Here is a 23611-nt window from a genome sequence, read left to right on the forward strand (position 1 = left end):
AAATGAGAGTATATGACATTTTTAGGTAAGGGGGAATCCTGGGTGTGGATTACTTCAGAAGTAGAAATTCCAGACGAGTTAATTGATCATCTTGAACAAGGAAAGTTAGTATTATTTGTTGGAGCGGGAGTTTCTATGAAAGGGAAATCAAACTTACCGAATTTTGATGATCTTGTTGATGAAATTGCGAAAACGTTATATGTAGAAAAACGTGAAATAACAGAACCACATGATTATTATCTTGGTAAAATTGCGAAATCAAAAGATGTACATCAAGTTGCAAGAGATCTAGTTCATATAGAAAAGTCAAAACCGAATCCGCTTCATTATGCAATTCCGAGGTTGTTTCCTTTAGACACGGAAGTTCGTATTGTAACGACAAATTTTGATCGACATTTTACAACTGCGATAAAAGAAATGAATAGAGAATTAAACGTATATTACGCACCTGCGTTACCTACAGGTAGAGCGTTTAAAGGACTCGCTTACATACATGGCAATATAGAACAAGAGAAAGAAGCATTAATTTTAACAGATGGTGATTTTGGAAGGGCTTACTTGACGGAAGGATGGGCGAGAAGATTTTTAGTTGATTTATTCTCGAATTATACCGTTTTGTTCGTTGGATATAGCCATAATGATCCAGTAATGAAATATTTAGCAACTGGTTTACCACCAAGTACAAGGCGTTATGCATTTGTCGCACAAGGAGAAAATACATATCATTGGGAGCATTTAGGAATACGGCCGATTGTATATCCGAATAAAGGTAATAATCATCAGTCGCTCGTTAAAGCAGTAAAACGATGGGCGGAGTTAATGGGTGATAATTATATTACAAAACGAATGCGCATTCGTGACATAGTAACAGTTCCACCTTCTGTAGAGCAGGAACAATTATCATACATAAAACAATCCATTAAAAAAATTGAAACAGTCCGCTACTTCGTTGAATTTGCTCATGATTATGAGTGGGTGGAATGGCTTGAAGCGGAAGGAAAATTACAAAATTTATTTTTAATTACATCAAATTATAACGAGGTAGATGAATTACTTGCAAAATGGTTAGTGGAACAATTTCTTTTTAGTCACCAAAAAGAATTATTTCAATTAATTTTTAAAAATCAATCTAAACTATCTCCGTTATTATGGAGAACAATTTGTAGTTACTTAAGTGAGACGAAAATCGAGATGGACCCATTGTTGTTTGCACGGTGGACACTGCTTTTATTAGAAACAGCTGAAAAAGATAGTAAATCGATCGAAACAATTTCTTACTTACTGCAAAAATGTTCTTTTCCTGAGCATAAAGAAATCGCTTTATTGTTATTAACGTTTATTTTGGACGGAAAACTTAAATTGAAGCGTGAAAGAAAGTGGGGAAATGATAATACGCAAGAATCAATAGAACTTGAGGAGTCGAGTCGTTTACCCGTGTCTACATTTTCTTATGTGGAGCAAATTTGGAATGAAAAGATGAAACCGCATATTTCTTATTACGCCGTTCCAATTATGATGATGGGAATAGAGAAGTTGCGGATGTTATCACTAAGGCAAACGGCACTGAAAAAAAGGGATAAGGAAAATGTGGAAAAAGAGTTTCAGCAAAATGATCTTGCGTTTTTAATTCAAATTGTAAAAGAGTGTTTAGCCTATTTATGTGAAAACAATGAGAAAAAAGCAAATTATTATATTACTGAAATGATAGAAGCAAGCAGCATACTTCAAAATCGAATTGCCATTGATGCGATGAATAAAAATATATTTGTAAGCGCCGATGAGAAGATGAAATGGTTGTTACAGGAAGAAATTCTTTTAGATGTCACGTATAAACAAGAAGTTTTTCAACTTATAAAAAATCATTACGCACTCTCTTTAGAAAAAACAAAGGAAGAAGTCATTCAAATTGTATTAAAGAACCTTGCAGAGGAGAGGGCATTTGATGTTTGTTTACTGTTAGATTTATTATTCACGTGTGATTCAAATAGTTCATCTACAGCAAAAGGTTATGAGTTAATGAAGCAAAAACATCCACACTTTCATTCTGATCGATACAGTGTAAAAAAGAGAGAGACGACAGAACAAAGTATTACTTGTAATGTAACTGCTGATGGATTATTACAGCTGAAAGATGAAGAAATTATGAAACAAGTTCGCCAATTCTCTCAAGATGGTGTGTTTGAACAACGTCATTTTTTAGAGATGTTATCGAAAGCATGTAAATTGAATACAGAATGGAGTATTTCATTTGCTTATCAATTAGTAGGTATGCACGAAATAAGTAATGAAGTTTGGTTTGTTTGTATTAGAGAGTGGCGAAATAACCGAGGACTGACAAATGAACAAATACAAAAAGTTATTCCTCTGTTGCAGAAATTCGTTAGAAATACTGCATTTCATTGGTTAATTAGTAGCTTTCTATATGAAATTAGCAATCGGTTAGAAGAGTTAGAGGAAAATAGTATACGCAATGTAAAACGGTTTGCTTTTTCAGTATTCCCTCAAGTAATGAAAAGTGACACGGATTTTAAGCTTGGAAAACAAGATTTTTACAATGAATCGATTCAGCATCCTGTTGGGAAAATGACAGCTGTATTATTAAAACTGTTATCATATGATCATTTATACGATCGTAATGTGTATGAATATTTATTTTTATTTGAAGAACAAGTAAGAATTAGTACAGAACGGACAAATTTTATGTTAGCACGTTTAGTAGCGGATATTACATTTCTTTATCATATTGAGAAACAATGGTGCCGAAAATATTTGTTACCGTACTTAGAGTTAAAGAAGGAAAATGAGATTACGAAATATGCATGGGCCGGCTTATGTTACACGCAAATAAATTTACCTTTATTTACAGAAATGAAGCGATTTATTAAGTATGCAGTAGAACATTTAGAAGTATTACATCCGCATACGAGGGAAGCTTTCTTAAAATGGCTCAGTTTTGTATTTATTAAATGTGTACTGTATTGGGAACAAAAAACAGACTGGTTATACCCTTTACTTATACGAGAAAATGAAGAAAATAAAATTAAGTTTATGCAGTTTTTATGCTATTACGTCAAAACGTTAAGCGCAAAAGAGCAACAAAAATTTTGGGCAGCTTGGCTCAGTATATTTTTGCGAGAACGACCGAAAATGGGTGAAATCACAGCTAGAGAATATGTAATGCTTTTACGTATTATTTTATTTATGGATGAAATAGTAGAAAGAGGGTTATCGATAATTTGTAAATCATTTTCGGACGTAGGTGGAAAGGGAAATCAAACGGAGTTAAAACAGTTATTCAATGAAATACTTGAGAAGACAGAGAGTATAAAAATGTATAAAGAGTTGTATGCAAACGTATTTTTTACTTTACTGCAAACGCTTCAGGAAGCGGATTTACTTGAAACGGAAATCATTCAAATAAAAGAATTATTAATCGGGTATAAAGTAGAAAAATGTGTAATAAATGCAATAGATAATGAGATAATTCGCATCGGAATTGTTATGGAGAATTTACAAGAAGAAATGTAGGGCGAAAGTGGAATTTTAAAAAATATATAAAAAGTTGTTGACAGTGTTTTGAAAAGCGTTCTATAATACGAATCATACTTATTCAATTTCAAAAAACATTTGAATAAACAAAGTGCAATGAAGAGATCACAGTAGTGGTTAGTCTTACTGTAACAGAGAGCTGGTGGTTGGTGTGAACCAGTACAGGGATAATCATGAATTACAGTCTTGGAGCATCTTTTTCGTAGTAAAGATAGTATTGTCTTTATGAAGAAAAAGCGGTCAATTGATCGTTAACAGTGAAGAGAGGTAGACGGAAAGATAGTCTACAACTAGGGTGGTACCGCGATAAATATCGTCCCTACTGATTTATTCAGTAGGGACTTTTTGTATTTTAGTGGCCCAACTTGAAAATTAAATATGTATGCGTTGAAAGGAAAAGCAGTAGTTGTTGTTTCCCTGTAACAGAGAGCTGGTGGTTGGTGTGAACCAGTACAAAAACAAGAGCGAATTACAGTCCTAGAGCATCTTTTTCGTAGTAAAGATAGCATTGTCTTTATGAAGGGAAAGACGGTCAGATGATCGTTAACAATGAAGAGAGGTAGACGAAAGAAGTCTACAACTAGGGTGGTACCGCGATAAATATCGTCCCTACTGATTGAATCAGTAGGGATTTTTTGTACAAAAAAGTGGGTTTTTAATTAGTAGATAGTGTCTTTGTACTAATTATTAGTTTAAAATAAGAAGAGGGATCGATTCCACTTTAAATTTGTATAATTGACCAGTTCAGAAAATAGAGAATTTTTCATTCTCTTACTATAACTTTTAAAACATTAGAGGAGGATTTCCAAATGGCAAATCATGAATTAGATCAATTACGTAAACAGGTAGATGAAATTAACTTACAACTATTACACCTTTTAAACAAACGTGGTGAAATCGTTCAAAAAATTGGGGAGCAAAAGCAAGTACAAGGTACGAAACGTTTTGATCCAGTACGTGAGCGTGAAGTACTTGATATGATCGCAGAGAATAACGAAGGACCATTCGAAACATCAACGGTTCAACATATTTTCAAAACAATCTTCAAAGCTAGCTTAGAATTACAAGAAGATGATAACCGTAAAGCATTACTAGTATCACGTAAAAAGAAACAAGAAAACACAATTGTTGACGTAAAAGGTGAATTGATTGGTAACGGAACACAAACGTTCATTATGGGACCTTGTGCGGTAGAAAGCTTAGAGCAAGTTCGCCAAGTAGGGCAAGCGATGAAAGACCAAGGCTTAAAATTAATGCGCGGTGGTGCTTTCAAACCGAGAACATCTCCATACGATTTCCAAGGTTTAGGAGTAGAAGGATTACAAATCTTACGCCAAGTAGCAGATGAGTTCGACTTAGCGATTATTAGTGAAATTTTAAATCCGAACGATGTTGAAATGGCATTAGACTACGTTGATGTAATTCAAGTTGGTGCACGTAACATGCAAAACTTCGATTTACTACGAGCTGTAGGTAAAGTTAACAAGCCAGTATTATTAAAACGTGGATTAGCAGCAACAATTGATGAGTTCATTAATGCAGCGGAATACATCATTGCACAAGGTAACGACCAAATTATTCTTTGTGAGCGCGGTATCCGCACATACGAAAGAGCGACACGTAACACATTAGACATTTCAGCAGTACCGATTTTAAAGAAAGAAACACATTTACCAGTTGTTGTTGACGTAACGCATTCAACTGGACGTAGAGATTTATTATTACCAACAGCAAAAGCAGCACTTGCAATTGGCGCAGATGCAGTAATGGCTGAAGTACACCCAGACCCAGCAGTTGCATTATCAGATTCTGCACAACAAATGGATATTCCAGAATTCCATAAATTCATGGAAGAGTTAAAAGGATTCAAAAATAAATTATCTTAATTCCATATCACATATGCGCTGAAGAGGAAACAGTAGTGCTTATCTCCCTGTTAAAGAGAGCTGATGGTCGGTGTGAATCAGTACAAAGGTAAGCATGAATTACAGCCTTGGAGCATCTTTTTCGCCAAATTTTGGAGGAAAAGACGGTCTTACGATCGTTAAAGAAGAGAGGTAGACGAAAGAAGTCTACAACTAGGGTGGTACCGCGATAAACATCGTCCCTACTGAGCGCTCAGTAGGGACTTTTTTGTACAAAAAAATAGTAAAGGGGCAAGAGAAATGAGATACATTACAGCTGGAGAATCACATGGACCGCAGTTAACAGTTATTTTAGAAGGTGTACCAGCAGGTTTAACGCTGGCAGCGGAACATATAAATAAAGAATTATTAAGAAGGCAAAAAGGGCACGGACGCGGAAGACGTATGCAAATTGAAACGGATACAGTTGAAATTGTAAGTGGTGTTCGTCATGGGATGACACTTGGCTCACCAATTACGTTAATCGTAAAAAATGATGATTTCAAACATTGGACGAAAGTAATGGGTGCAGAGCCAATTTCGGAAAAAGAAAGTAAAGACATGAAACGTACAATTACGAAGCCACGTCCAGGACATGCGGATTTAAATGGAGCAATTAAATACGGTCACCGTGATATAAGAAACGTACTAGAGCGCTCGTCTGCAAGAGAAACGACAGTAAGGGTTGCAGCTGGAGCAGTTGCGAAACAAATTTTAAAAGAATTAGGCGTAGAAATTGCAGGGCATGTACTTGAAATCGGTGGAGTAAAAGCAAAACATATTTCTAACTTGTCAATTGAAGAAATTCAAACGATTACTGAAAACTCACCAGTTCGATGTTTAGATAAAGAAGTAGAACAAGAGATGATGAATGCAATTGATAATGCAAAAAGTAGCGGAGATTCAATAGGAGGCATTGTAGAAGTCATTGCAGAAGGAATGCCGATTGGCGTTGGTAGTTACGTTCATTACGATCGTAAATTAGATGCAAAACTTGCTGGTGCAATTATGAGCATTAATGCATTTAAAGGTGCTGAAATTGGTGTTGGTTTTGAAGCAGCAAGACAGCCAGGAAGTAAAGTGCACGATGAAATTTTATGGGATGAAGAACAAGGATACACGAGAAAAACGAATAATGCCGGTGGTTTAGAGGGCGGTATGACAACGGGAATGCCAATTGTCGTAAGAGGTGTAATGAAACCAATACCTACATTATACAAACCGTTAGCAAGTGTTGATATTGATACGAAAGAAGCATTTCAAGCGAGTATTGAAAGGTCGGATAGCTGTGCAGTACCAGCAGCAGGTGTAGTAGCTGAATCTGTTGTAGCATGGGAACTTGCACATGCACTAGTCGAACAATTCGGAAAAGATCGTATGGAGTTAATTCAACAAAACATTACGCAACATAATAAATACGCAAAAGAATTTTAATAAAAAGGTGGTTTTAACATGCAAGTAAAAGATCAACTATCATCATTACAACCATATAAACCAGGTAAATCACCTGAACAAATGAAAGAAGTGTACGGAGATCATGCATTTGTGAAATTAGCATCGAATGAAAATCCATTCGGCTGTTCACCACGTGTTTTAGATGAGTTGCAAAAATCGTGGTTGGACCATGCTTTATATCCTGACGGAGGTGCGACAACGCTCCGTCAAACAATTGCAAATAAATTACAAGTACAAATGGAACAAGTACTTTGCGGTAGTGGTTTAGATGAAGTCATTCAAATCATAAGTCGTGCAGCACTTAAAGCAGGAGATAACATCGTAACGGCAGGTGCAACATTCCCGCAGTACCGTCATCATGCGATTATTGAAGGCTGTGAAGTGAAAGAAGTTCCACTAAATAACGGTGTATACGATTTAGACGAAATTTCGTCAGCGGTAAATAATAATACGAAAATCGTATGGATTTGTAATCCAAATAATCCGACAGGCACATATGTGAATGACCGAAAATTGACTCAATTCATTGAAGGGATTAGTGAAAATACGTTAATTGTCATTGATGAAGCGTACTATGAATACGTAACAGCAAAAGATTTCCCAGAGACATTACCGCTTTTAGAAAAGCATAAAAATATTCTTGTGCTTAGAACATTTTCCAAAGCGTACGGATTAGCTTCTTTCCGCGTAGGATATGCGATTGGACAGGAAGAGTTAATTGAGAAATTAAATGTCGTACGTTTGCCATTTAACGTATCTTCATTAGCGCAAAAAGCAGCGACGATTGCTTTTGGTGATGACGAGTTTATTGAAGAAATAGTTCGTGTAAATACAGAAGGATTACAACAATACGAGAGCTTTTGTAAGGAAAATGATATTCCATTTTATCCATCGCAAACAAATTTCATCTTCTTACCAGTTGAGAATGCTGGAGAGATTTATGAAGCTTGTGCACACGCAGGATTTATTATTCGGCCGTTCCCAAATGGTGTCCGTATTACAGTCGGAACAAGGGAGCAAAATGAAGGAGTGATTTCAGTGTTACAACAACACTTTGAAAATAAAAAAAGAAAGTCTCGAGATGAGGCAAATGCGTAAGAAGGTAGTATTAATTGGAACTGGTTTAATCGGAGGCTCTCTCGCATTAGCAATTAAGAAAGAGCACGATGTAACGATAACAGGTTATGATATATTTCAAGAACAAGTAGAGCGTGCAAAAGAATTACACGTAGTAGATGAAATAGCAGTAAATTTACAACATGCATGTGAAGAGGCACATCTAATTATTTTTGCTTCTCCAGTTGAAGAAACGAAGAAGTTATTACACAAATTAGCGTCATTTCGGTTACGAGAAGATGTTATCGTAACCGATGTTGGTAGTACAAAAGGAACGATTATGAATGAAGCAGAAGCTTTGTTTTCAAAGGAAATTTCTTTCATTGGTGGACATCCGATGGCAGGTTCTCATAAAACGGGAGTTGAAAGTGCAAAAGCGCATTTATTTGAAAATGCATTTTACATTTTAACACCGATGCATCACGTGCCAAATGAAGATGTGGAAGAGTTGAAAGATTGGTTAAAAGGAACAGGGTCACATTTCCTTGTTTTAAACACAGAAGAACACGATTATGTAACAGGAATTGTAAGTCATTTCCCGCATCTTATTGCAGCTGGATTAGTAAAGCAAGTGGAGAAACATGCAGAAGATAATCCGCTCATTCATCAGCTAGCTGCTGGAGGTTTCAAAGACATTACACGTATCGCATCTAGTAGTCCGAAAATGTGGAGTGATATTGTTAAGCAAAATCGAGAGCATTTAATGGTATTATTAAAAGAGTGGATCTCTGAAATGGAAGATTTATATGATACAGTTTCTAGCGGAGATGCAGGCGAGATTCAAAACTATTTTGCAGACGCGAAAGAATACCGTGACTCTTTACCGGTAAGAAAGAGAGGGGCGATTCCTGCCTATCACGACTTATACGTCGATGTTTTAGATAAAGTAGGGGCATTGGCTCACATTACAAGTATTTTAGCGCGCGAAGAAATTAGTATTACGAACTTGCAAATATTAGAAGCGCGTGAAGGATTACTTGGAGTATTACGTATTAGCTTCCAACGAGAAGAAGATCGTATGCAAGCAACACTCGCGCTTGGAGAAGAAAAATACCAAACTTATGAAACAATTTAAATGAGAAGGTGAAAACGTGAAGGAAAGAACAATTCAACCTGTTAATAACGGATTAAATGGCAACATTACAATTCCAGGAGATAAATCAATTTCTCACCGTGCTGTCATGTTCGGTGCGATTGCAGAAGGAAAAACAACAATTAAAGGTTTCTTGCCCGGTGCAGATTGTTTAAGTACAATTTCTTGTTTTAAAGAAATGGGAGTAGACATCGTGCAAAACGGTGATGAAGTCACTGTAGTTGGTAAAGGATTAGAAGGTTTACAAGAACCGAAAGCTGTATTAGATGTTGGTAATTCGGGTACAACTATACGTTTAATGTCAGGAATTTTGGCAAATACACCATTTTTCTCTTGCGTACAAGGTGATGCATCTATTGCAAAAAGACCGATGAAACGTGTAACAAATCCATTAAAACAAATGGGTGCGAACATTGATGGGCGCGAAGAAGGAACGTTTACACCGCTAACAATACGTGGTGGAGATTTAAAAGCAATTGAATACACTTCGCCGGTAGCAAGCGCACAAGTAAAGTCAGCTATTTTACTTGCAGGACTTCGGGCAGAAGGTGTAACAGCTGTTACAGAACCACATATTTCACGCGATCATACGGAAAGAATGCTCGAAGCATTTGGCGTTAAAGTAACTCGCGAAGGAAAGACAGTGAAACTAGCAGGTGGACAAAAGTTAACAGCGACAGATGTTCAAGTACCAGGTGACGTATCATCAGCTGCCTTTTTCTTAGTAGCAGGTGCAATTATTCCAAATAGTAAACTAGTATTACAAAATGTAGGAATGAATCCAACTCGTACAGGTATTATTGATGTTTTAGAGAAAATGGGTGCTACGTTCACTGTAGAGCCAATTAACGAAGGAGCATCAGAGCCAGCTGCAAACATTACAATTGAAACATCTTCATTAAAAGGAATTGAAATCGGCGGAGATATTATCCCTAGATTAATTGATGAAATTCCTGTTATCGCTTTAGCGGCAACGCAAGCAGAAGGAATTACAGTAATTAAAGGTGCACACGAATTAAAAGTTAAAGAAACAAACCGTATTGATACAGTCGTAGCGGAATTAACAAAACTTGGTGCGCGCATAGAGGCAACTGACGACGGGATGATTATTTACGGGAAATCAGCTCTAAAAGGTAATACAGTTAATAGCTATGGTGATCACCGCATCGGAATGATGCTTGCGATTGCGGGATGTATTGCAGAAGGAAAAACAACAATTGAAGATGCAGAAGCAGTTGGTGTATCATACCCTACATTCTTCGAAGAACTTCAAAAGTTAGCTAAATAAAGTGATGAGAAGCAGATACGAGATGTATCTGCTTTTTCATATTGGATGTTTGTTAGTAAGCTAGTATAATTTCATTCACCGAACTGTAACGTTTAGAATTATGGTACAATTCAAATAAAGGAGGGAGGAGAAATATATGAACGTTATACGATTAACAGAAGATAAATTTAGAGAAGCATTACGCTTATCAGAATACGCTTTTCAATATAAAATTGAAGAGGATCGATTGCAGCAGCAACTTACAAGAATGAAGGAAAGTCATGAAGTGTACGGTATTATGGAAGGTAATGACTTAGCGGCAAAACTACACCTTATTCCGTTTCATATATACATAGGAAAAGAAAAATTTAAAATGGGTGGCGTTGCAGGGGTAGCAACGTATCCAGAGTATAGAAGAAGCGGATATGTGAAAGAATTACTTCAACATTCACTTCAAACGATGAAAAAAGACGGATATACAGTATCGATGTTACATCCATTTGCTGTTGCATTTTACCGTAAATATGGCTGGGAACTTTGTGCGAATCTTCTTGTATGTCATATGACAAAGAGTGATTTAGTTATGAAAAAACAAGTGAATGGTACTGTGAAACGTTTCAATAAAGAAAATCACTCAGAAGAAGTCGAGAAGCTTTATGAAACATTTGCAGAACGTTTTTCTGGTATGCTAGTTCGCAATGAAAAATGGTGGTTACAAGCAGTTTATGATGATTTAACATTAGCAATTTACTACGATGAAAATAAAACTGCAGCAGGTTACATGTTATATAAAATAGAAAAATCTAAAATGACTGTAGAAGAATTCGTACCACTGCATAATGAAGCACGAAATGGTCTATGGAACTTTATTTGCCAACATGATTCTATGATTAAAGAACTTGAAATGACAGTAAGTGAAAACGAACAGTTGTTATATACATTGCAAGAACCACGTGTGAAAACAGAAATAAAACCATATTTTATGGGAAGAATTGTAGATGTAGAGCAGTTCTTAAAACAGTATGAGTTAAACTGGAACAATATACAACAAGAAATAATTTTACATATTACAGATTCATTTGCACCGTGGAATAATGTATCGGTGAGACTTGCAAATTATGAAATAACAATTATAGAAGAACCAATGGATAAAGGGATCAAGCTAGATATAAATGCACTATCTACAATATTGCTTGGATACAAACGCCCATTAGAACTAAATGAACTTGAATTAATTAACGGAAGCGAAGAGGAAATACGAGCGTTTGAGAAAATAGTTCCGGTACGAGAAGCCTTTATTTATGATTTCTTTTAAAAAATAGGGCTGTCCAAAATCAAACTTTGGGACAGCTTTCTCTTTGGGTGTTGGTTTTTGTCGGTAAGTTGATATATCCTGAAAATCGCTGATATAATTTTATTCACAAATAAGGGTATACGTAGTCACACACTTGACTTTTATTTTCTGTAATTTATAATTAAAAACGGAATGAATTTTCATTCCTGAAAATAGAGGTGGAAAAAATGGCTAAAAACAAACAAGAGGATATTTTTGATGCTGCGATGCAACTTTTTGCGGAGCGTGGTTACGATGGTACGACAATTCCAATGATCGCTGAAAAGGCAAAAGTCGGTGCGGGTACTATTTATCGCTATTTTGAAAATAAAGAGGCGCTTGTTAACTCATTATTTTCAAAAAGTATGTTACAGCTTTCTGAAATGATAAAAACGGATTTTCCTGTTGAAGCAAATATTCGTGAACAGTTTAGTCATACGTATAACCGTTTATTTGAATTTGCGAGAAATAATGTGGATGCTTTTCTGTTTACAAATTCTCACTGTGATAGTTATTTTCTTGATGAACAAAGCAAGAAAATATTTGATGATTTTATAGGCTTCTTTATGAATATTATAGAAGATGGGATTGTAAAAGGCTTACTCCGTCCGTTACCTCCAGTTGCTTTAATTATTATTGTATATCAACCGTTAGAAAAATTAATTAAAGTAATTGCAACAGGGCAATTAGAGTACTCAAAAGAATTAGTAAAAGAATTGGAAGAAAGCTCTTGGAACGCTATAAGAATCATTTGATTCTATAGCTTTATAAGGACAGGAATGAATATTCATTCCTGAATAGAATTAAAAAATGAGAGTAGGAGAGGGTATTTGTGTAACTAAAGGAATGAACATTCATTCCGAAAAAGTAGTTTAATAGAGTTTATAAAACAATGTAATAGAGTAATAGGAATGAATATTCATTCCGCAACTAACATGAAATTTTAATCGCGGGAGATGATGCAAATGAGCAAGCTGAAAAATTGGAGAAGTTTATCTTTTCTATTATGGATAGTTATTACTATTACAATGATCGTTACGATGCCCAATATGGATAAATTAGTGAAAGAAAAAGGGCATATTACGATTCCTAATACAGAACAAAGTAGTATTGCTGACAAAATGATAAAAGAAATGAATAAAGACGGGACAGAAAAGTATGAGATTATAGCAGTTTTTAATAGTGGTAGTAAAACAGCTTTAACGACTGAACAAAAAGAGGAAATTACAAAAACAATCAACGTTTTGCAAAATGAAAAAGAACAATTAGGAATTAAAGAAGTTGTTTCACATTTAGATAATAAAGATTTAGAGAAACAATTAGTTTCTAAAGATAATACGACTATTTTAACGCAAATATCGATAGATAAAAAGCATGGTGAAATATCGAAAGTTACAAATAATCTTCATAATAAAGTGAAAACGAAAGGGGTAACAACGTACTTAACAGGAAGTGACTTAATCGCGGGCGATTTTCTTACATCCTCTCAAGAGGGAGTGAAAAAGACTGAAGTTATTTCAATTATTTTCATTCTTGTAATATTAATCATTGTATTCCGTTCACCTATTGTTCCAATTGTTTCTCTTCTTACTGTTGGGGTATCATATTTAGTTTCAATGGGGATTATTGCCCATTTAGTAGATCAATTTAATTTTCCGTTTTCTAACTTTACGCAAGTGTTTGTCGTTGTTGTCCTGTTTGGGGTTGGAACAGACTATAATATTTTATTATTTACAAGATTTAAAGAAGAATTAAGTAAACAAGAAAACGCATTTTTGGCTACGAAAGAAACATTTAAATCGGCAGGGAAAACCGTTTTATATAGCGGGATAGCAGTGCTAATTGGTTTTGCATCTCTTGCTTTAGCGAGTTTTAAATTATATCAATCTACTTCAGCGGTAGCAATTGGTGTCGCAGTTTTATTACTAGTATTAACTACGTTAAATCCGTTTTTCATGGTGCTTTTAGGAAAAGGGATGTTTTATCCCGTTAAAACATTTAAAGGTCATGAAGACAGTCGTCTATGGGGATTCTTTGCGAAAAACGCAGTAGTAAGACCATTTGTAGCTTTAATTATCGTATTTGTGATATCGATTCCTTTCATATTAAAGTATTCTAATACACTTAATTACAACGACTTATTTGAAGTAGACAATAAATATGAGTCGAAAATGGGGATTAACGTAATAGAAGAACATTTTCCACCTGGTTTTTCTTCACCAAGTACGTTAGTCATTCAATCGAATAACAAGTTAGATGAGGCGAGTTCGCTTCAAACTTTAGATGAACTAACTGATAAGATTTTGAAAGTGAAAGGTGTTTCAGAAGTATATGCACCGACACGTCCAACTGGTGATAGGATTAAAGAACTATATATAAATAAACAAGCGGGTGAACTAAATACAGGTTTAGGAGATGCCAATGGTGGTATAAAGGAAATTAATGATGGATTAACTACTGCGAAAGATAAGATGGGTAATAAGGACTCAAATAGTCTTGCAAACGTTCAAAAGTTAATTGATGGAACAAATGAAGCGAAGAATGGTGTATCGGCATTAGGAACAGCTTTAAATCAACTATCTAATGGCATAAATGATGGAGCAAAAGGTGCGCAGCAAATTGAGAGTGGGTTAACTTCAGTAAATGAAAATATAAGTATATTATCTCATGCAGCTTCACAACTTCATGCTGGCTATACGCAGTTAGAAAAAGGTTTAAGTTCTTACGGTCAATACTTCGGAAGTATTTCTCAAGCGATTGACGGTGCGAAGAAAGGTTATGAACAAATTGAAATGTTAATGACCAATTTCATCCAAACGAAACCAGAATTAGCAAATGATCCTAACATTCTGCAGACGATAGGAATTGCTAAAGAGGCTCAAAAGCAATTAGGTGGGCTTTCAAATGAATTAAATCAATTAGCAACGCAACACAATGCGGCGATGGGATCATTTAAAGAAGCGAATCAATTGTTATTGAAAGTGGATAATGGCTTAAAAGAAATGAGCAACGGAGTTACTAAGTTACAAAAAGGAGCAGCTGATCTTAAAAATGGATTAAATGAAGGTGCTTCAGGTTCAAAACAAATTGCGAACAAGTCATCTGAATTACAAACCGGATTAACGAAAATAAACGATGGGCAAGGCCAGCTATTAACCGGACTGAAAGACTTGCAAGAACAGATGGGGCAATTACAATCAGGACTATCTAAAAGTACAGAAGGCCTTGAAAAGGTAAGTAACGGCCTAGGGGATGCTCAGAAATATTTAGGAGAACTAAATGAATCAAAAAGCTCTGAGAAATTCTATATTCCAAAAGAAGTTTTGGAGGGAGAAGATTTCCAAAAAGCTTTGAATACGTACATGTCACATGATAGAAAGACTGCTAAAATGACAATCATTTTAGACGTAAATCCGTATTCAAAAGAAGCGATGCCAGTTATTCAAGAAATCAATAAAACGATAGATGGTACTTTGAAGGGGACGGAATTAAATCATGCGAAAACAGCAATTGGAGGAACGACAGCTAGAAACGTTGATTTAAAAGAAGTAACAGGGCAAGACTTCTTACGTACAGCTACAATTATGTTAATTGGAATTGCGATTGTATTAATGATGATTACACGTTCATTATTAAATACCATCTTTATTATTGGATCGTTACTATTAGCGTACTTTGCATCATTAGGGATAAGTGAACAAATTAGTACGCATGTTTTACATGTAGATTCATTAAGCTGGAATGTTCCGTTCTTTAGTTTCATAATGATAGTCGCTTTAGGAGTGGATTATAGTATTTTTGTAATGATGAGATACAATGAGTTAGAAGGGGACCCAGCGACGAAAATTGTAACTGCTTCTCGTCATATTGGAGGAGTCGTATTATCAGCAGCACTTATTTTAGGAGGTACATTTGCTGCATTAATCCCTTCAGGTGTATTAACGCTTATACAAGTAGCATCCGTTGTTGGTGTTGCACTGTTACTATTAGCTATTATTGTGATGCCAATATTGTTACCTGCTTTAATAGGATTAACGAGTAAAATGAAGAATTATGCAAAGAAATTAAGTGAAAGGAAATAAAAGAATCCACTTTTAAAAGTAACTGGTTCCGTTATAGGATAGAAAATATAAAATAACACACAAATTAGGGATGCAAAATCACATATGATTTTGCATCCTTTTTTATATAGTTCACTCAAATAATGGTGGAATATCTTTTTTAAAAGGTAAATGGAAAATTTATGTTAAAATAATGATAGAGATTATGAAAAAATATTCTTAAGTTAACGGTCAGGTTACTTTAAGAAGGATTTTTCAAAGGAAATGTTGAATATCGTATTTTGAAGGAGTGATTGCAGTGGAGTAAGTAATTTTTTAAATCTTGGTTAAATACTTTGAAGGAAGGGATTTATAAATATGAATACAAAACTAATAATAGTAGAAGGTTTACCTGGATTCGGAAAATCGACCACTGCAAAGCTAATAAATGAAATTCTAAACCAAAATAAAATTGAAGTTGAACTATTTTTAGAGGGGAATTTGAACCACCCCGCCGACTATGATGGTGTATCTTGTTTTAATAAATTTGAATTCGATAGATTAGTATCTAACAGTGGAGATTTTAAAGAAGTTCTTCTTAAAAGAGTTTTAAAAAAAGGAAGCAATTATTTATTACCATACAGAAAGATAAAAAATGAGTTTGGTGACCAGTTTTCGGACGAATTATGTAACGATATTTCAAGAAACGATATATATGAATTACCATTCGATAAAAATATTGAATTAATTGCTGACAAATGGAATGACTTTGCTGAAATTGCTCTAGAAGATAATAAGGTTTATATTTTTGAATGTTGTTTCATACAAAATCCATTAACAATTGGGATGATTAAATACGGTGAACAAAAAGAAAAAATAATAAATTATGTAATGAAAATTGCAAAAATCATAGAGAATTTAAATCCAATGTTATTCTATGTAGAACAAGATGATCTTGAATTTTCATTTAGGAAGGCATTAAAAGAAAGAAATCCAGAATGGTCCAAAGGAATTGTCGACTATTACACGAACCAAGGCTATGGGAAAGAACATAATCATTCAGGTGTAGAAGGAACGATAAAAGTTCTTGAGGCTAGAAGGGATTTAGAGTTAGAAATATTCGATATGTTAAAAATGAAAAAAGAAAAAATCAATAATACAAAATATGAAATTGACTCATATAGTTCAATGCTAAAAGATAAGTTAACAATAAAAATGGTGAAATAGCTTTTTACACTAACGGGTGCTTTAGTTGAAGAAGGAAATAAAAACGCTGAGAATATTTTGTGAGCGTTTTAGTTTGCTATTTATAATGCGAAATGCATTCAAATGATTGTATTATTTCAATGGATAAACATAATGCTCCAATTATAAATATTTTTTTCAAAATGAATCCTTCTTAAAGTGTGTATGTAACTTTAATATAATTAAAAACAAAGGTTTTATTCAAGTTTGTAAAGAAAGGAATAGCAATCAACCGTTGCTATTCATCCAGCTTCTACTATATAATAGCTATAGTCTACAATAATTGAGTCGTAATATGCGATTTTTTAAGACAATCGGTGAGAAAACGCTGAAATAAGCGGTATTAGTAGGAGGACACAAATGATTACAGTAAGTAACGTTAGTTTGCGTTTCGCGGATCGCAAATTGTTTGAAGATGTTAACATAAAATTCACGCCAGGTAACTGCTACGGCTTAATCGGAGCAAACGGTGCTGGTAAATCAACGTTTCTAAAGATTTTATCTGGAGAAATCGAACCATCAACAGGTGACATACATATTACGCCAGGCGAGCGTCTAGCAGTATTAAAACAGAACCACTTTGAATATGAAGAGTTTCCAGTATTAGAAACTGTAATTATGGGTCATACTCGTCTTTACAAAGTAATGCAAGAGAAAAATGCCATTTACATGAAAGAAGACTTTAGTGATGAAGATGGAATGCGTGCTGCAGAACTTGAAGGTGAGTTCGCTGAGCTTAACGGTTGGGAAGCTGAGTCAGAAGCTGCAATCCTTCTTAAAGGTTTAGGTATTGGTGAAGACCTTCATGATAAGAAAATGTCTGAGTTAACTGGTGCAGAGAAAGTAAAAGTATTACTTGCTCAAGCTTTATTCGGTCAACCTGATATTCTATTACTAGATGAGCCTACGAACCACTTGGACTTAAAAGCGATCCAATGGTTAGAAAACTTCTTAATGAACTTTGAAAATACAGTAATCGTTGTATCCCATGACCGTCACTTCTTAAATAAAGTATGTACACACATGGCTGATCTTGATTTCGGTAAAATTCAACTTTATGTTGGTAACTATGACTTCTGGTATGAGTCAAGCCAATTAGCTTTAAAATTAACGCAAGATGCTAATAAGAAAAAAGAAGAGAAAGTAAAAGAGTTACAAAACTTCATTGCACGTTTTAGCTCAAACGCATCTAAAGCGAAACAAGCAACTTCTCGTAAAAAATTATTAGATAAAATTACATTAGATGATATTAAGCCATCATCTCGTCGTTATCCATTTGTTGGCTTCACACCAGAGCGTGAAGTAGGAAATGACTTATTAACTGTTGAAGGTCTTTCTAAAACGATTGATGGTGAAAAAGTGTTAGATAATGTGTACTTCACTTTAAATAAAGGTGATAAAGTTGCATTTATCGGTCGTAACGATATTGCAATGACGACATTATTCAAAATCCTTATGGGTGAAATGGAGCCAGATAGTGGTTCATTTAAATGGGGCGTTACAACATCTCAATCGTACTTCCCAAGAGATAACTCTAAGTACTTTGAGAACAGTGACTACAACTTAGTTGAATGGTTACGTCAATTCTCTCCACAAGATGAGTCAGAAAGCTTCTTACGTGGTTTCTTAGGCCGTATGTTATTCTCAGGAGAAGAAGTTAAGAAGAACGTTTCTGTATTATCTGGAGGCGAAAAAGTTCGTTGTATGTTATCTAAAATGATGTTAAGTGGTGCAAACGTAATTACACTTGACGATCCAACGAACCACTTAGACCTTGAGTCTATCACTGCATTAAACAATGGTTTAATCGCATTTAAAGGTACAATTTTATTCACATCTCATGACCATCAGTTCGTACAAACAATTGCAAACCGCATTATCGAAGTAACGCCAAACGGTGTAATCGATAAAGAGGCTACTTACGATGAGTTCTTAGAAAATGAAGAACTTCAAAAACAAGTAGATGCAATGTACAAAGGTCAATAATAAATGATGAAAACCCTCGCTTTCGTTTTGAGAGCGAGGGTTTTTATAATCATTATTTTTATGGATTGTGAATAATTATTCAAGAATAACTTTATTAGAGGAAAGAGATTTGGATTTTGCACATAGAAGAATGGCTGAAGCATAAATAACTGAATGAAGAAATAATATATATCAAAAAATTAAATGCTATCTATTGTGAATTTCATTATATTACATTAATGTTCCAGAACTGGAGACATATTTATTTGCGAAGTAGTGAATAAAGGTTTATAGTATGTGATGTCATAATTAGTGGATGAATCTTGGGAGAAAACAGGAAATGTTACAAATTTATTTTGTTAAATAGAAACCAAGGTCAAAATGTCTAAAAAGAAATAGTTGAATAAATACTAGCTTCAAATTATAATTACTAGTATTCTTCATATAGTTAAATATATAAAATCTATTTGAAGATAAAAAATTGAATAGAGAGACAGACTTATAAAAAAATAAGCCTTGGATGATCAAAAGAGGTGGAGAAATGAAACAATTCTTATTAAAGAGCAAAAGTGTGTTAAGCAATCATTTTGGATTCTTTCTGTTTGCCGTTATTTTATTTTGGCTCAAAACATATGCAGCTTATGTAACGGAATTTAATTTAGGAATTTCAAACACAATCCAAAAATTCTTGCTGTTTTTCAACCCACTTAGTTCAGCAGTTCTATTTTTAGGACTTGCATTATTTGCAAAAGGGAAACGATCTTATATTTGGTTAATTGTTATCAACTTGTTATTGTCGATTCTTTTATACGCAAACGTCGTATACTATCGCTTTTTCAGTGACTTTATTACGTTCCCGACATTAACACAAACGAATAACTTTGGAGATTTAGGTGGTAGTATTATTGCGTTGTTACATCTTTATGATCCGCTATACTTCTTAGATACAATTATTTTAATTGTGTTAGTAGCAACGAAATTTGTAAATCCAAAACCAATTCGTGTTGCGAAACATAAATTATCTTTAGTATTTGTAGCAGGTATTTTATTATTCAGTGTTAACTTAGGACTTGCAGAATCTGACCGTCCTGAATTATTAACAAGAACATTCGATCGTAATTATATTGTGAAATATTTAGGGGCATATAACTATACAATTTATGATGGAATTCAAAGTGCGAAAGCATCAACAGAACGAGCATTAGCTGATGGAGATAATATGACAGAAGTAAGAAATTATTTGACATCAACTTACGCTAGTCCAAACCCTGAGTATTTCGGTAAAGGAAAGGGAATGAACGTAATCTATATTCATTTAGAGTCATTCCAAAACTTCTTAATTGACTATAAATTAAATGGTCAAGAAGTAACGCCGTTCTTAAACTCATTTACAAAAGATGCGAATACGCTTTACTTTGATAACTTCTTCCATCAAACAGGGCAAGGGAAAACGTCTGATGCGGAGTTTATGTTAGAGAATTCTATGTTTGGTTTACCACAAGGATCTGTATTTACAACGAAATCTCATAATACGTATCAATCAGCACCAGCTATTTTAGGGCAACAAGGATACACATCAGCAGTATTCCACGGTAACTATAAAACATTCTGGAACCGTGACGATATTTATAAATCATTTGGTTTTAATAAATTCTTTGATGCTTCATACTATGATATGAACGAAAAAGATGTAGTAAACTATGGATTAAAAGATAAACCATTCTTTAATGAATCCATTCCGTTATTAGAAACATTGAAACAACCGTTCTATACGAAGTTTATTACGTTATCGAATCACTTCCCGTATCCAATTGATAAAGAGGAAGCGACAATTGAACCAGCGAACACAGGTGACTCGTCTGTAGATACGTATTTCCAAACAGCACGTTATTTAGACGAATCTGTAAAAGGTTTCATCGATTACTTGAAACAATCTGGTTTATACGATAATTCTATTATCGTTATGTACGGAGACCATTACGGTATTTCAGATAATCATAACGCAGCAATGTCAAAAGTAATGGGTAAAGAAATTAACTCGTTTGAAAATGCACAGTTACAGCGTGTACCTTTAATCGTTCGTGTACCAGGTGTGAAAGGTGGCGTACAACATCAATACGGTGGTGAAATTGATGTTCTTCCAACTCTTTTACACTTACTTGGAACAGATACAAAAGATTATGTTCAATTTGGTTCAGATTTATTATCACCAGATCATAAACAAGTCGTTGCGTTCCGTAATGGTAACTACGTAAGTCCAACAGTTACTGCATTAAACGGCAAATACTATGATACAACGACTGGAAAACCAGTAGAATTTACAGATGAAATAAAACAAAATGAACAAATGGTTCAAAAATCGTTAAAATACTCTGACCAAGTCGTGAATGGTGACTTATTACGATTCTACACACCGGAAGGATTTACACCGGTTGATCGTTCAAAGTACAACTATAACCATCGTGATAAAAATAAAACGAAGGTAAAGACGACTGAAGATGGGGAAACGAAATAAATATTAAAAAGCGCTACTCATATGAGTGGCGCTTTTGTTTATAAATAGAACGTTGTTATTATATAGAAACATCTTTAGTCTTTTGTTTCATCTTTCCAAAGAACACTACACCAGCAATGACAATAATGATGAATGCCCATTTAATGAAAGGGTTACTTTCGAAAAATGCAGTGAACCACTTTTCATCCACAATCATTTTCGCGGCAGTATAAGCTAAAACAGCTGCTCCAATTGTAATAATGATAGGATAACGGTCGACCCATTTTAAAATTAATCTACTGCCCCAAACTACTACTGGAATTGAAACCAATAGCCCAATGATTACTAAAGAAAAGTTGCCATGCGCAGCTCCAGCAACAGCGAGGACATTATCAATGCCCATTAATGCATCAGCAATGATAATGGTTTTAATAGCAGACCAAAAACCTTCTTCTGCTTTAATATCATGATCTTTGCCTTCAGCAATTAATTTGTAAGCGATCCATATAAGAAGTACACCACCAATTAGAAGTAACCCTGGTATTTTTAACAACCAAACGACAACTAAAGTAGCGAGAGCTCTAATCGCGATTGCCCCGATAGTTCCCCATATAATTACTTTCTTTTGTTGATCTTTCGGTAATCGTCTTGCTGCTAATCCAATTACAATGGCATTATCACCGGCTAGCACTAAATCAATTACAATAATGGCAAGCAAGGCTGACAAATATTCGGCTGAAAGAAAATCCATATACACATCACTCCTTAAGAGTAATATGTGCTAAAGTGTTGATAATATAAAAAATAGGATTGAATTTGTATATTCAATCCATAATTACCATTTTTGAATTTTTTTTACCCCAAGCTTTATGATTTCGGTTTGGGTAATGAGTTGCTTCCCAGACCCAAATAGGATAGTTACCTTCGTAATGAGGCAATCTTGTTTTAGCAACGCGCACCATCCAGTCATATGAATATAAATCGTCTTGATCAATGAATTTTTTATTACCTTCTAAATAACCAACTTTCTTAAATTGCTTCCAAGCTTCTTCAGTTTGTACTGTATAAACGATCATATGGCACCTACTTATTTAAACTAGATTATAGTATAACATGTGATTTTTTTAAGTTAAATTCATGTGATTTTGAATTTTTATTAATATTAGAGAAGGGGGAGTTTGAGCGGAATATACGAGGAATAATTCTAAAACGATAAAAAGACTTGATTCCTAAATAAAGGAAATCAAGTCTTTTTCATTACATACGATTATCATGCCAGAAGTTTAATGGGAAGTGTTCGTTCTCACTATAGGCTTCTAATTCATATCCTTTTTCTTTCAGTCCTTTAATAATACCAGGTACTGCTTTTACGGATTGTGGGTGAATATCGTGCATAAGGATAACTTCTGTTGGCTTGTTAGCGCCATTTAGAACGTTTTCTACAATTTTAGCTGATGCAGCATCAACCTGCATTTTGTTATACTTCCAGTCTAAAGAATCGATTGTCCAATCCCAAACTTTTAAGCCATTCTCAACAACTTTGTTGCGAAGAGCCTCATTTAATCCTGGCATTGATCCGTAAGACGGACGAGTTAATACTGGTGATTTGCCTAAAACGCCAGCGATTAAGCCTTGATCTTCCTTCATCTCATCTACATAATGACCTTCTGTGTAAAGCTTCTTGTAGTTATGAGTCATACTGTGCATCCCAACGTAGTGGCCTTCAGCATCTTCACGTTTTACAAGATCAGGGAAAGCTTTTACATTTGAACCAATAAGGAAGAATGTTGCTTTTGCATTTTCTCTCTTTAACATATCTAAAAGCTCAGCTGTGTATTTTCCAGGACCATCATCAAATGTTAAGTAAGCTACTTTTCTAACTTGCCCATTATATTGTTTTGGAGCTTCTTTCGGTGCAAGAGATGATTGAATTTCACTTACAAGTTGAACAGATTTTGCTTCATCCTCTGTACTCGCTAGAGCAGTATGTGCTGATCCTAAGGCCGCTTCGTATGTAAATAATACCCCCGCGCAAATCAACATAGTCCTTTTCACTAAAGTTGTCATTCGAATTCCATTGTGCATAATTTTCCTTCTCTCTATAAAAGTTCTACTCTACTATATTAGCAATTATAGGGAGGTAATTGCAA

14 protein-coding genes, 1 pseudogene and 3 other annotated features are annotated in these 23611 nt (G+C 34.6%); of the genes and pseudogenes, 12 read left to right on the forward strand and 3 right to left on the reverse strand.

Annotated features, from left to right (window positions below):
• The first annotated feature begins 12 nt into the window (after positions 1–12).
• The 12 genes from ACTFRN_RS19365 to ACTFRN_RS19420 all read left to right on the forward strand — a co-directional run bounded on the left by ACTFRN_RS19365 (position 13) and on the right by ACTFRN_RS19420 (position 21482).
• Positions 13–3528 (forward strand): DUF4020 domain-containing protein, encoded by a 3516-nt coding sequence (locus tag ACTFRN_RS19365; RefSeq protein ID WP_074568067.1) that lies wholly within the window; start codon positions 13–15, stop codon positions 3526–3528.
• Positions 3529–3636: 108 nt separating this feature from the next.
• Positions 3637–3873 (forward strand) — a binding site (T-box leader).
• Between the two features lie 54 nt (positions 3874–3927).
• Positions 3928–4163: a binding site (T-box leader), on the forward strand.
• A 195-nt stretch (positions 4164–4358) separates the two neighbouring features.
• Positions 4359–5435 carry a bifunctional 3-deoxy-7-phosphoheptulonate synthase/chorismate mutase gene (locus tag ACTFRN_RS19370; protein WP_001273581.1) on the forward strand — a complete coding sequence of 359 codons (1077 nt, stop codon included), beginning with the start codon at positions 4359–4361 and terminating at the stop codon, positions 5433–5435.
• Positions 5436–5444: 9 nt separating this feature from the next.
• Positions 5445–5661, forward strand: a binding site (T-box leader).
• A 53-nt stretch (positions 5662–5714) separates the two neighbouring features.
• Entirely contained in the window at positions 5715–6887 is a 1173-nt protein-coding gene (aroC, locus tag ACTFRN_RS19375) for a chorismate synthase (RefSeq protein WP_001269403.1), read from the forward strand.
• Between the two features lie 18 nt (positions 6888–6905).
• Complete coding sequence (hisC, locus tag ACTFRN_RS19380) at positions 6906–8006, forward strand: histidinol-phosphate transaminase (protein WP_001197235.1); 1101 nt, start codon at positions 6906–6908, stop codon at positions 8004–8006.
• Positions 7999–9099: a prephenate dehydrogenase gene (gene tyrA, locus ACTFRN_RS19385; RefSeq protein ID WP_001228144.1), complete on the forward strand. Its 1101-nt coding sequence runs from the start codon at positions 7999–8001 to the stop codon at positions 9097–9099. Before hisC ends, tyrA begins: the two co-directional genes overlap by 8 nt.
• A 16-nt stretch (positions 9100–9115) precedes the next feature.
• Entirely contained in the window at positions 9116–10405 is a 1290-nt protein-coding gene (gene aroA, locus ACTFRN_RS19390) for a 3-phosphoshikimate 1-carboxyvinyltransferase (RefSeq protein ID WP_088106734.1), read from the forward strand.
• 136 nt (positions 10406–10541) lie between these two features.
• Positions 10542–11699 (forward strand): GNAT family N-acetyltransferase, encoded by a 1158-nt coding sequence (locus ACTFRN_RS19395; protein ID WP_074568068.1) that lies wholly within the window; start codon positions 10542–10544, stop codon positions 11697–11699.
• A gap of 206 nt (positions 11700–11905) precedes the next feature.
• On the forward strand, positions 11906–12472 hold the full coding sequence (locus ACTFRN_RS19400) for a TetR/AcrR family transcriptional regulator (protein ID WP_001107304.1): 567 nt from the start codon (positions 11906–11908) through the stop codon (positions 12470–12472).
• 210 nt (positions 12473–12682) lie between these two features.
• Positions 12683–15799, forward strand: coding sequence for an MMPL family transporter (locus ACTFRN_RS19405; protein ID WP_000040246.1), 3117 nt, complete (start codon positions 12683–12685; stop codon positions 15797–15799).
• Positions 15800–16135: 336 nt separating this feature from the next.
• The gene (locus tag ACTFRN_RS19410; RefSeq protein WP_001093184.1) at positions 16136–16984 is read left to right on the forward strand and encodes a hypothetical protein; all 849 of its coding nucleotides are present in this window, start codon (positions 16136–16138) and stop codon (positions 16982–16984) included.
• A gap of 378 nt (positions 16985–17362) precedes the next feature.
• Complete coding sequence (locus ACTFRN_RS19415; RefSeq protein WP_000633868.1) at positions 17363–18988, forward strand: ABC-F family ATP-binding cassette domain-containing protein; 1626 nt, start codon at positions 17363–17365, stop codon at positions 18986–18988.
• Positions 18989–19508: 520 nt separating this feature from the next.
• Positions 19509–21482, forward strand: coding sequence for an LTA synthase family protein (locus ACTFRN_RS19420; RefSeq protein ID WP_074568070.1), 1974 nt, complete (start codon positions 19509–19511; stop codon positions 21480–21482).
• 58 nt (positions 21483–21540) lie between these two features.
• Here ACTFRN_RS19420 and ACTFRN_RS19425 read toward each other — a convergent pair whose 3' ends face one another.
• The 3 genes and pseudogenes from ACTFRN_RS19425 to ACTFRN_RS19435 form a co-directional block, all read right to left on the reverse strand.
• Positions 21541–22212, reverse strand: a complete 672-nt coding sequence (locus ACTFRN_RS19425; protein ID WP_000346927.1) for a TerC family protein — start codon at positions 22210–22212, stop codon at positions 21541–21543.
• 79 nt (positions 22213–22291) lie between these two features.
• Positions 22292–22537 (reverse strand): annotated as a pseudogene (locus ACTFRN_RS19430) (DUF3841 domain-containing protein); the annotation flags it as partial.
• A gap of 181 nt (positions 22538–22718) precedes the next feature.
• Complete coding sequence (locus ACTFRN_RS19435; protein WP_088106733.1) at positions 22719–23546, reverse strand: peptidoglycan-N-acetylglucosamine deacetylase; 828 nt, start codon at positions 23544–23546, stop codon at positions 22719–22721.
• Positions 23547–23611 lie beyond the last annotated feature (65 nt).

It is taken from the genome of Bacillus cereus group sp. MYBK245-2 (assembly GCF_051916145.1).
GTDB lineage: Bacteria > Bacillota > Bacilli > Bacillales > Bacillaceae_G > Bacillus_A > Bacillus_A pacificus.

Coding starts and splice junctions, on each gene's coding strand:
- ACTFRN_RS19435 (WP_088106733.1), bottom strand. CDS start 23,546: ATGCACAATGGAATTCGAATGACAACTTTAGTGAAAAGGACTATGTTG.
- ACTFRN_RS19400 (WP_001107304.1), top strand. CDS start 11,906: ATGGCTAAAAACAAACAAGAGGATATTTTTGATGCTGCGATGCAACTT.
- ACTFRN_RS19370 (WP_001273581.1), top strand. CDS start 4,359: ATGGCAAATCATGAATTAGATCAATTACGTAAACAGGTAGATGAAATT.
- ACTFRN_RS19420 (WP_074568070.1), top strand. CDS start 19,509: ATGAAACAATTCTTATTAAAGAGCAAAAGTGTGTTAAGCAATCATTTT.
- tyrA (WP_001228144.1), top strand. CDS start 7,999: ATGCGTAAGAAGGTAGTATTAATTGGAACTGGTTTAATCGGAGGCTCT.
- ACTFRN_RS19415 (WP_000633868.1), top strand. CDS start 17,363: ATGATTACAGTAAGTAACGTTAGTTTGCGTTTCGCGGATCGCAAATTG.
- ACTFRN_RS19410 (WP_001093184.1), top strand. CDS start 16,136: ATGAATACAAAACTAATAATAGTAGAAGGTTTACCTGGATTCGGAAAA.
- ACTFRN_RS19365 (WP_074568067.1), top strand. CDS start 13: ATGACATTTTTAGGTAAGGGGGAATCCTGGGTGTGGATTACTTCAGAA.
- aroC (WP_001269403.1), top strand. CDS start 5,715: ATGAGATACATTACAGCTGGAGAATCACATGGACCGCAGTTAACAGTT.
- ACTFRN_RS19425 (WP_000346927.1), bottom strand. CDS start 22,212: ATGGATTTTCTTTCAGCCGAATATTTGTCAGCCTTGCTTGCCATTATT.
- hisC (WP_001197235.1), top strand. CDS start 6,906: ATGCAAGTAAAAGATCAACTATCATCATTACAACCATATAAACCAGGT.
- ACTFRN_RS19405 (WP_000040246.1), top strand. CDS start 12,683: ATGAGCAAGCTGAAAAATTGGAGAAGTTTATCTTTTCTATTATGGATA.
- ACTFRN_RS19395 (WP_074568068.1), top strand. CDS start 10,542: ATGAACGTTATACGATTAACAGAAGATAAATTTAGAGAAGCATTACGC.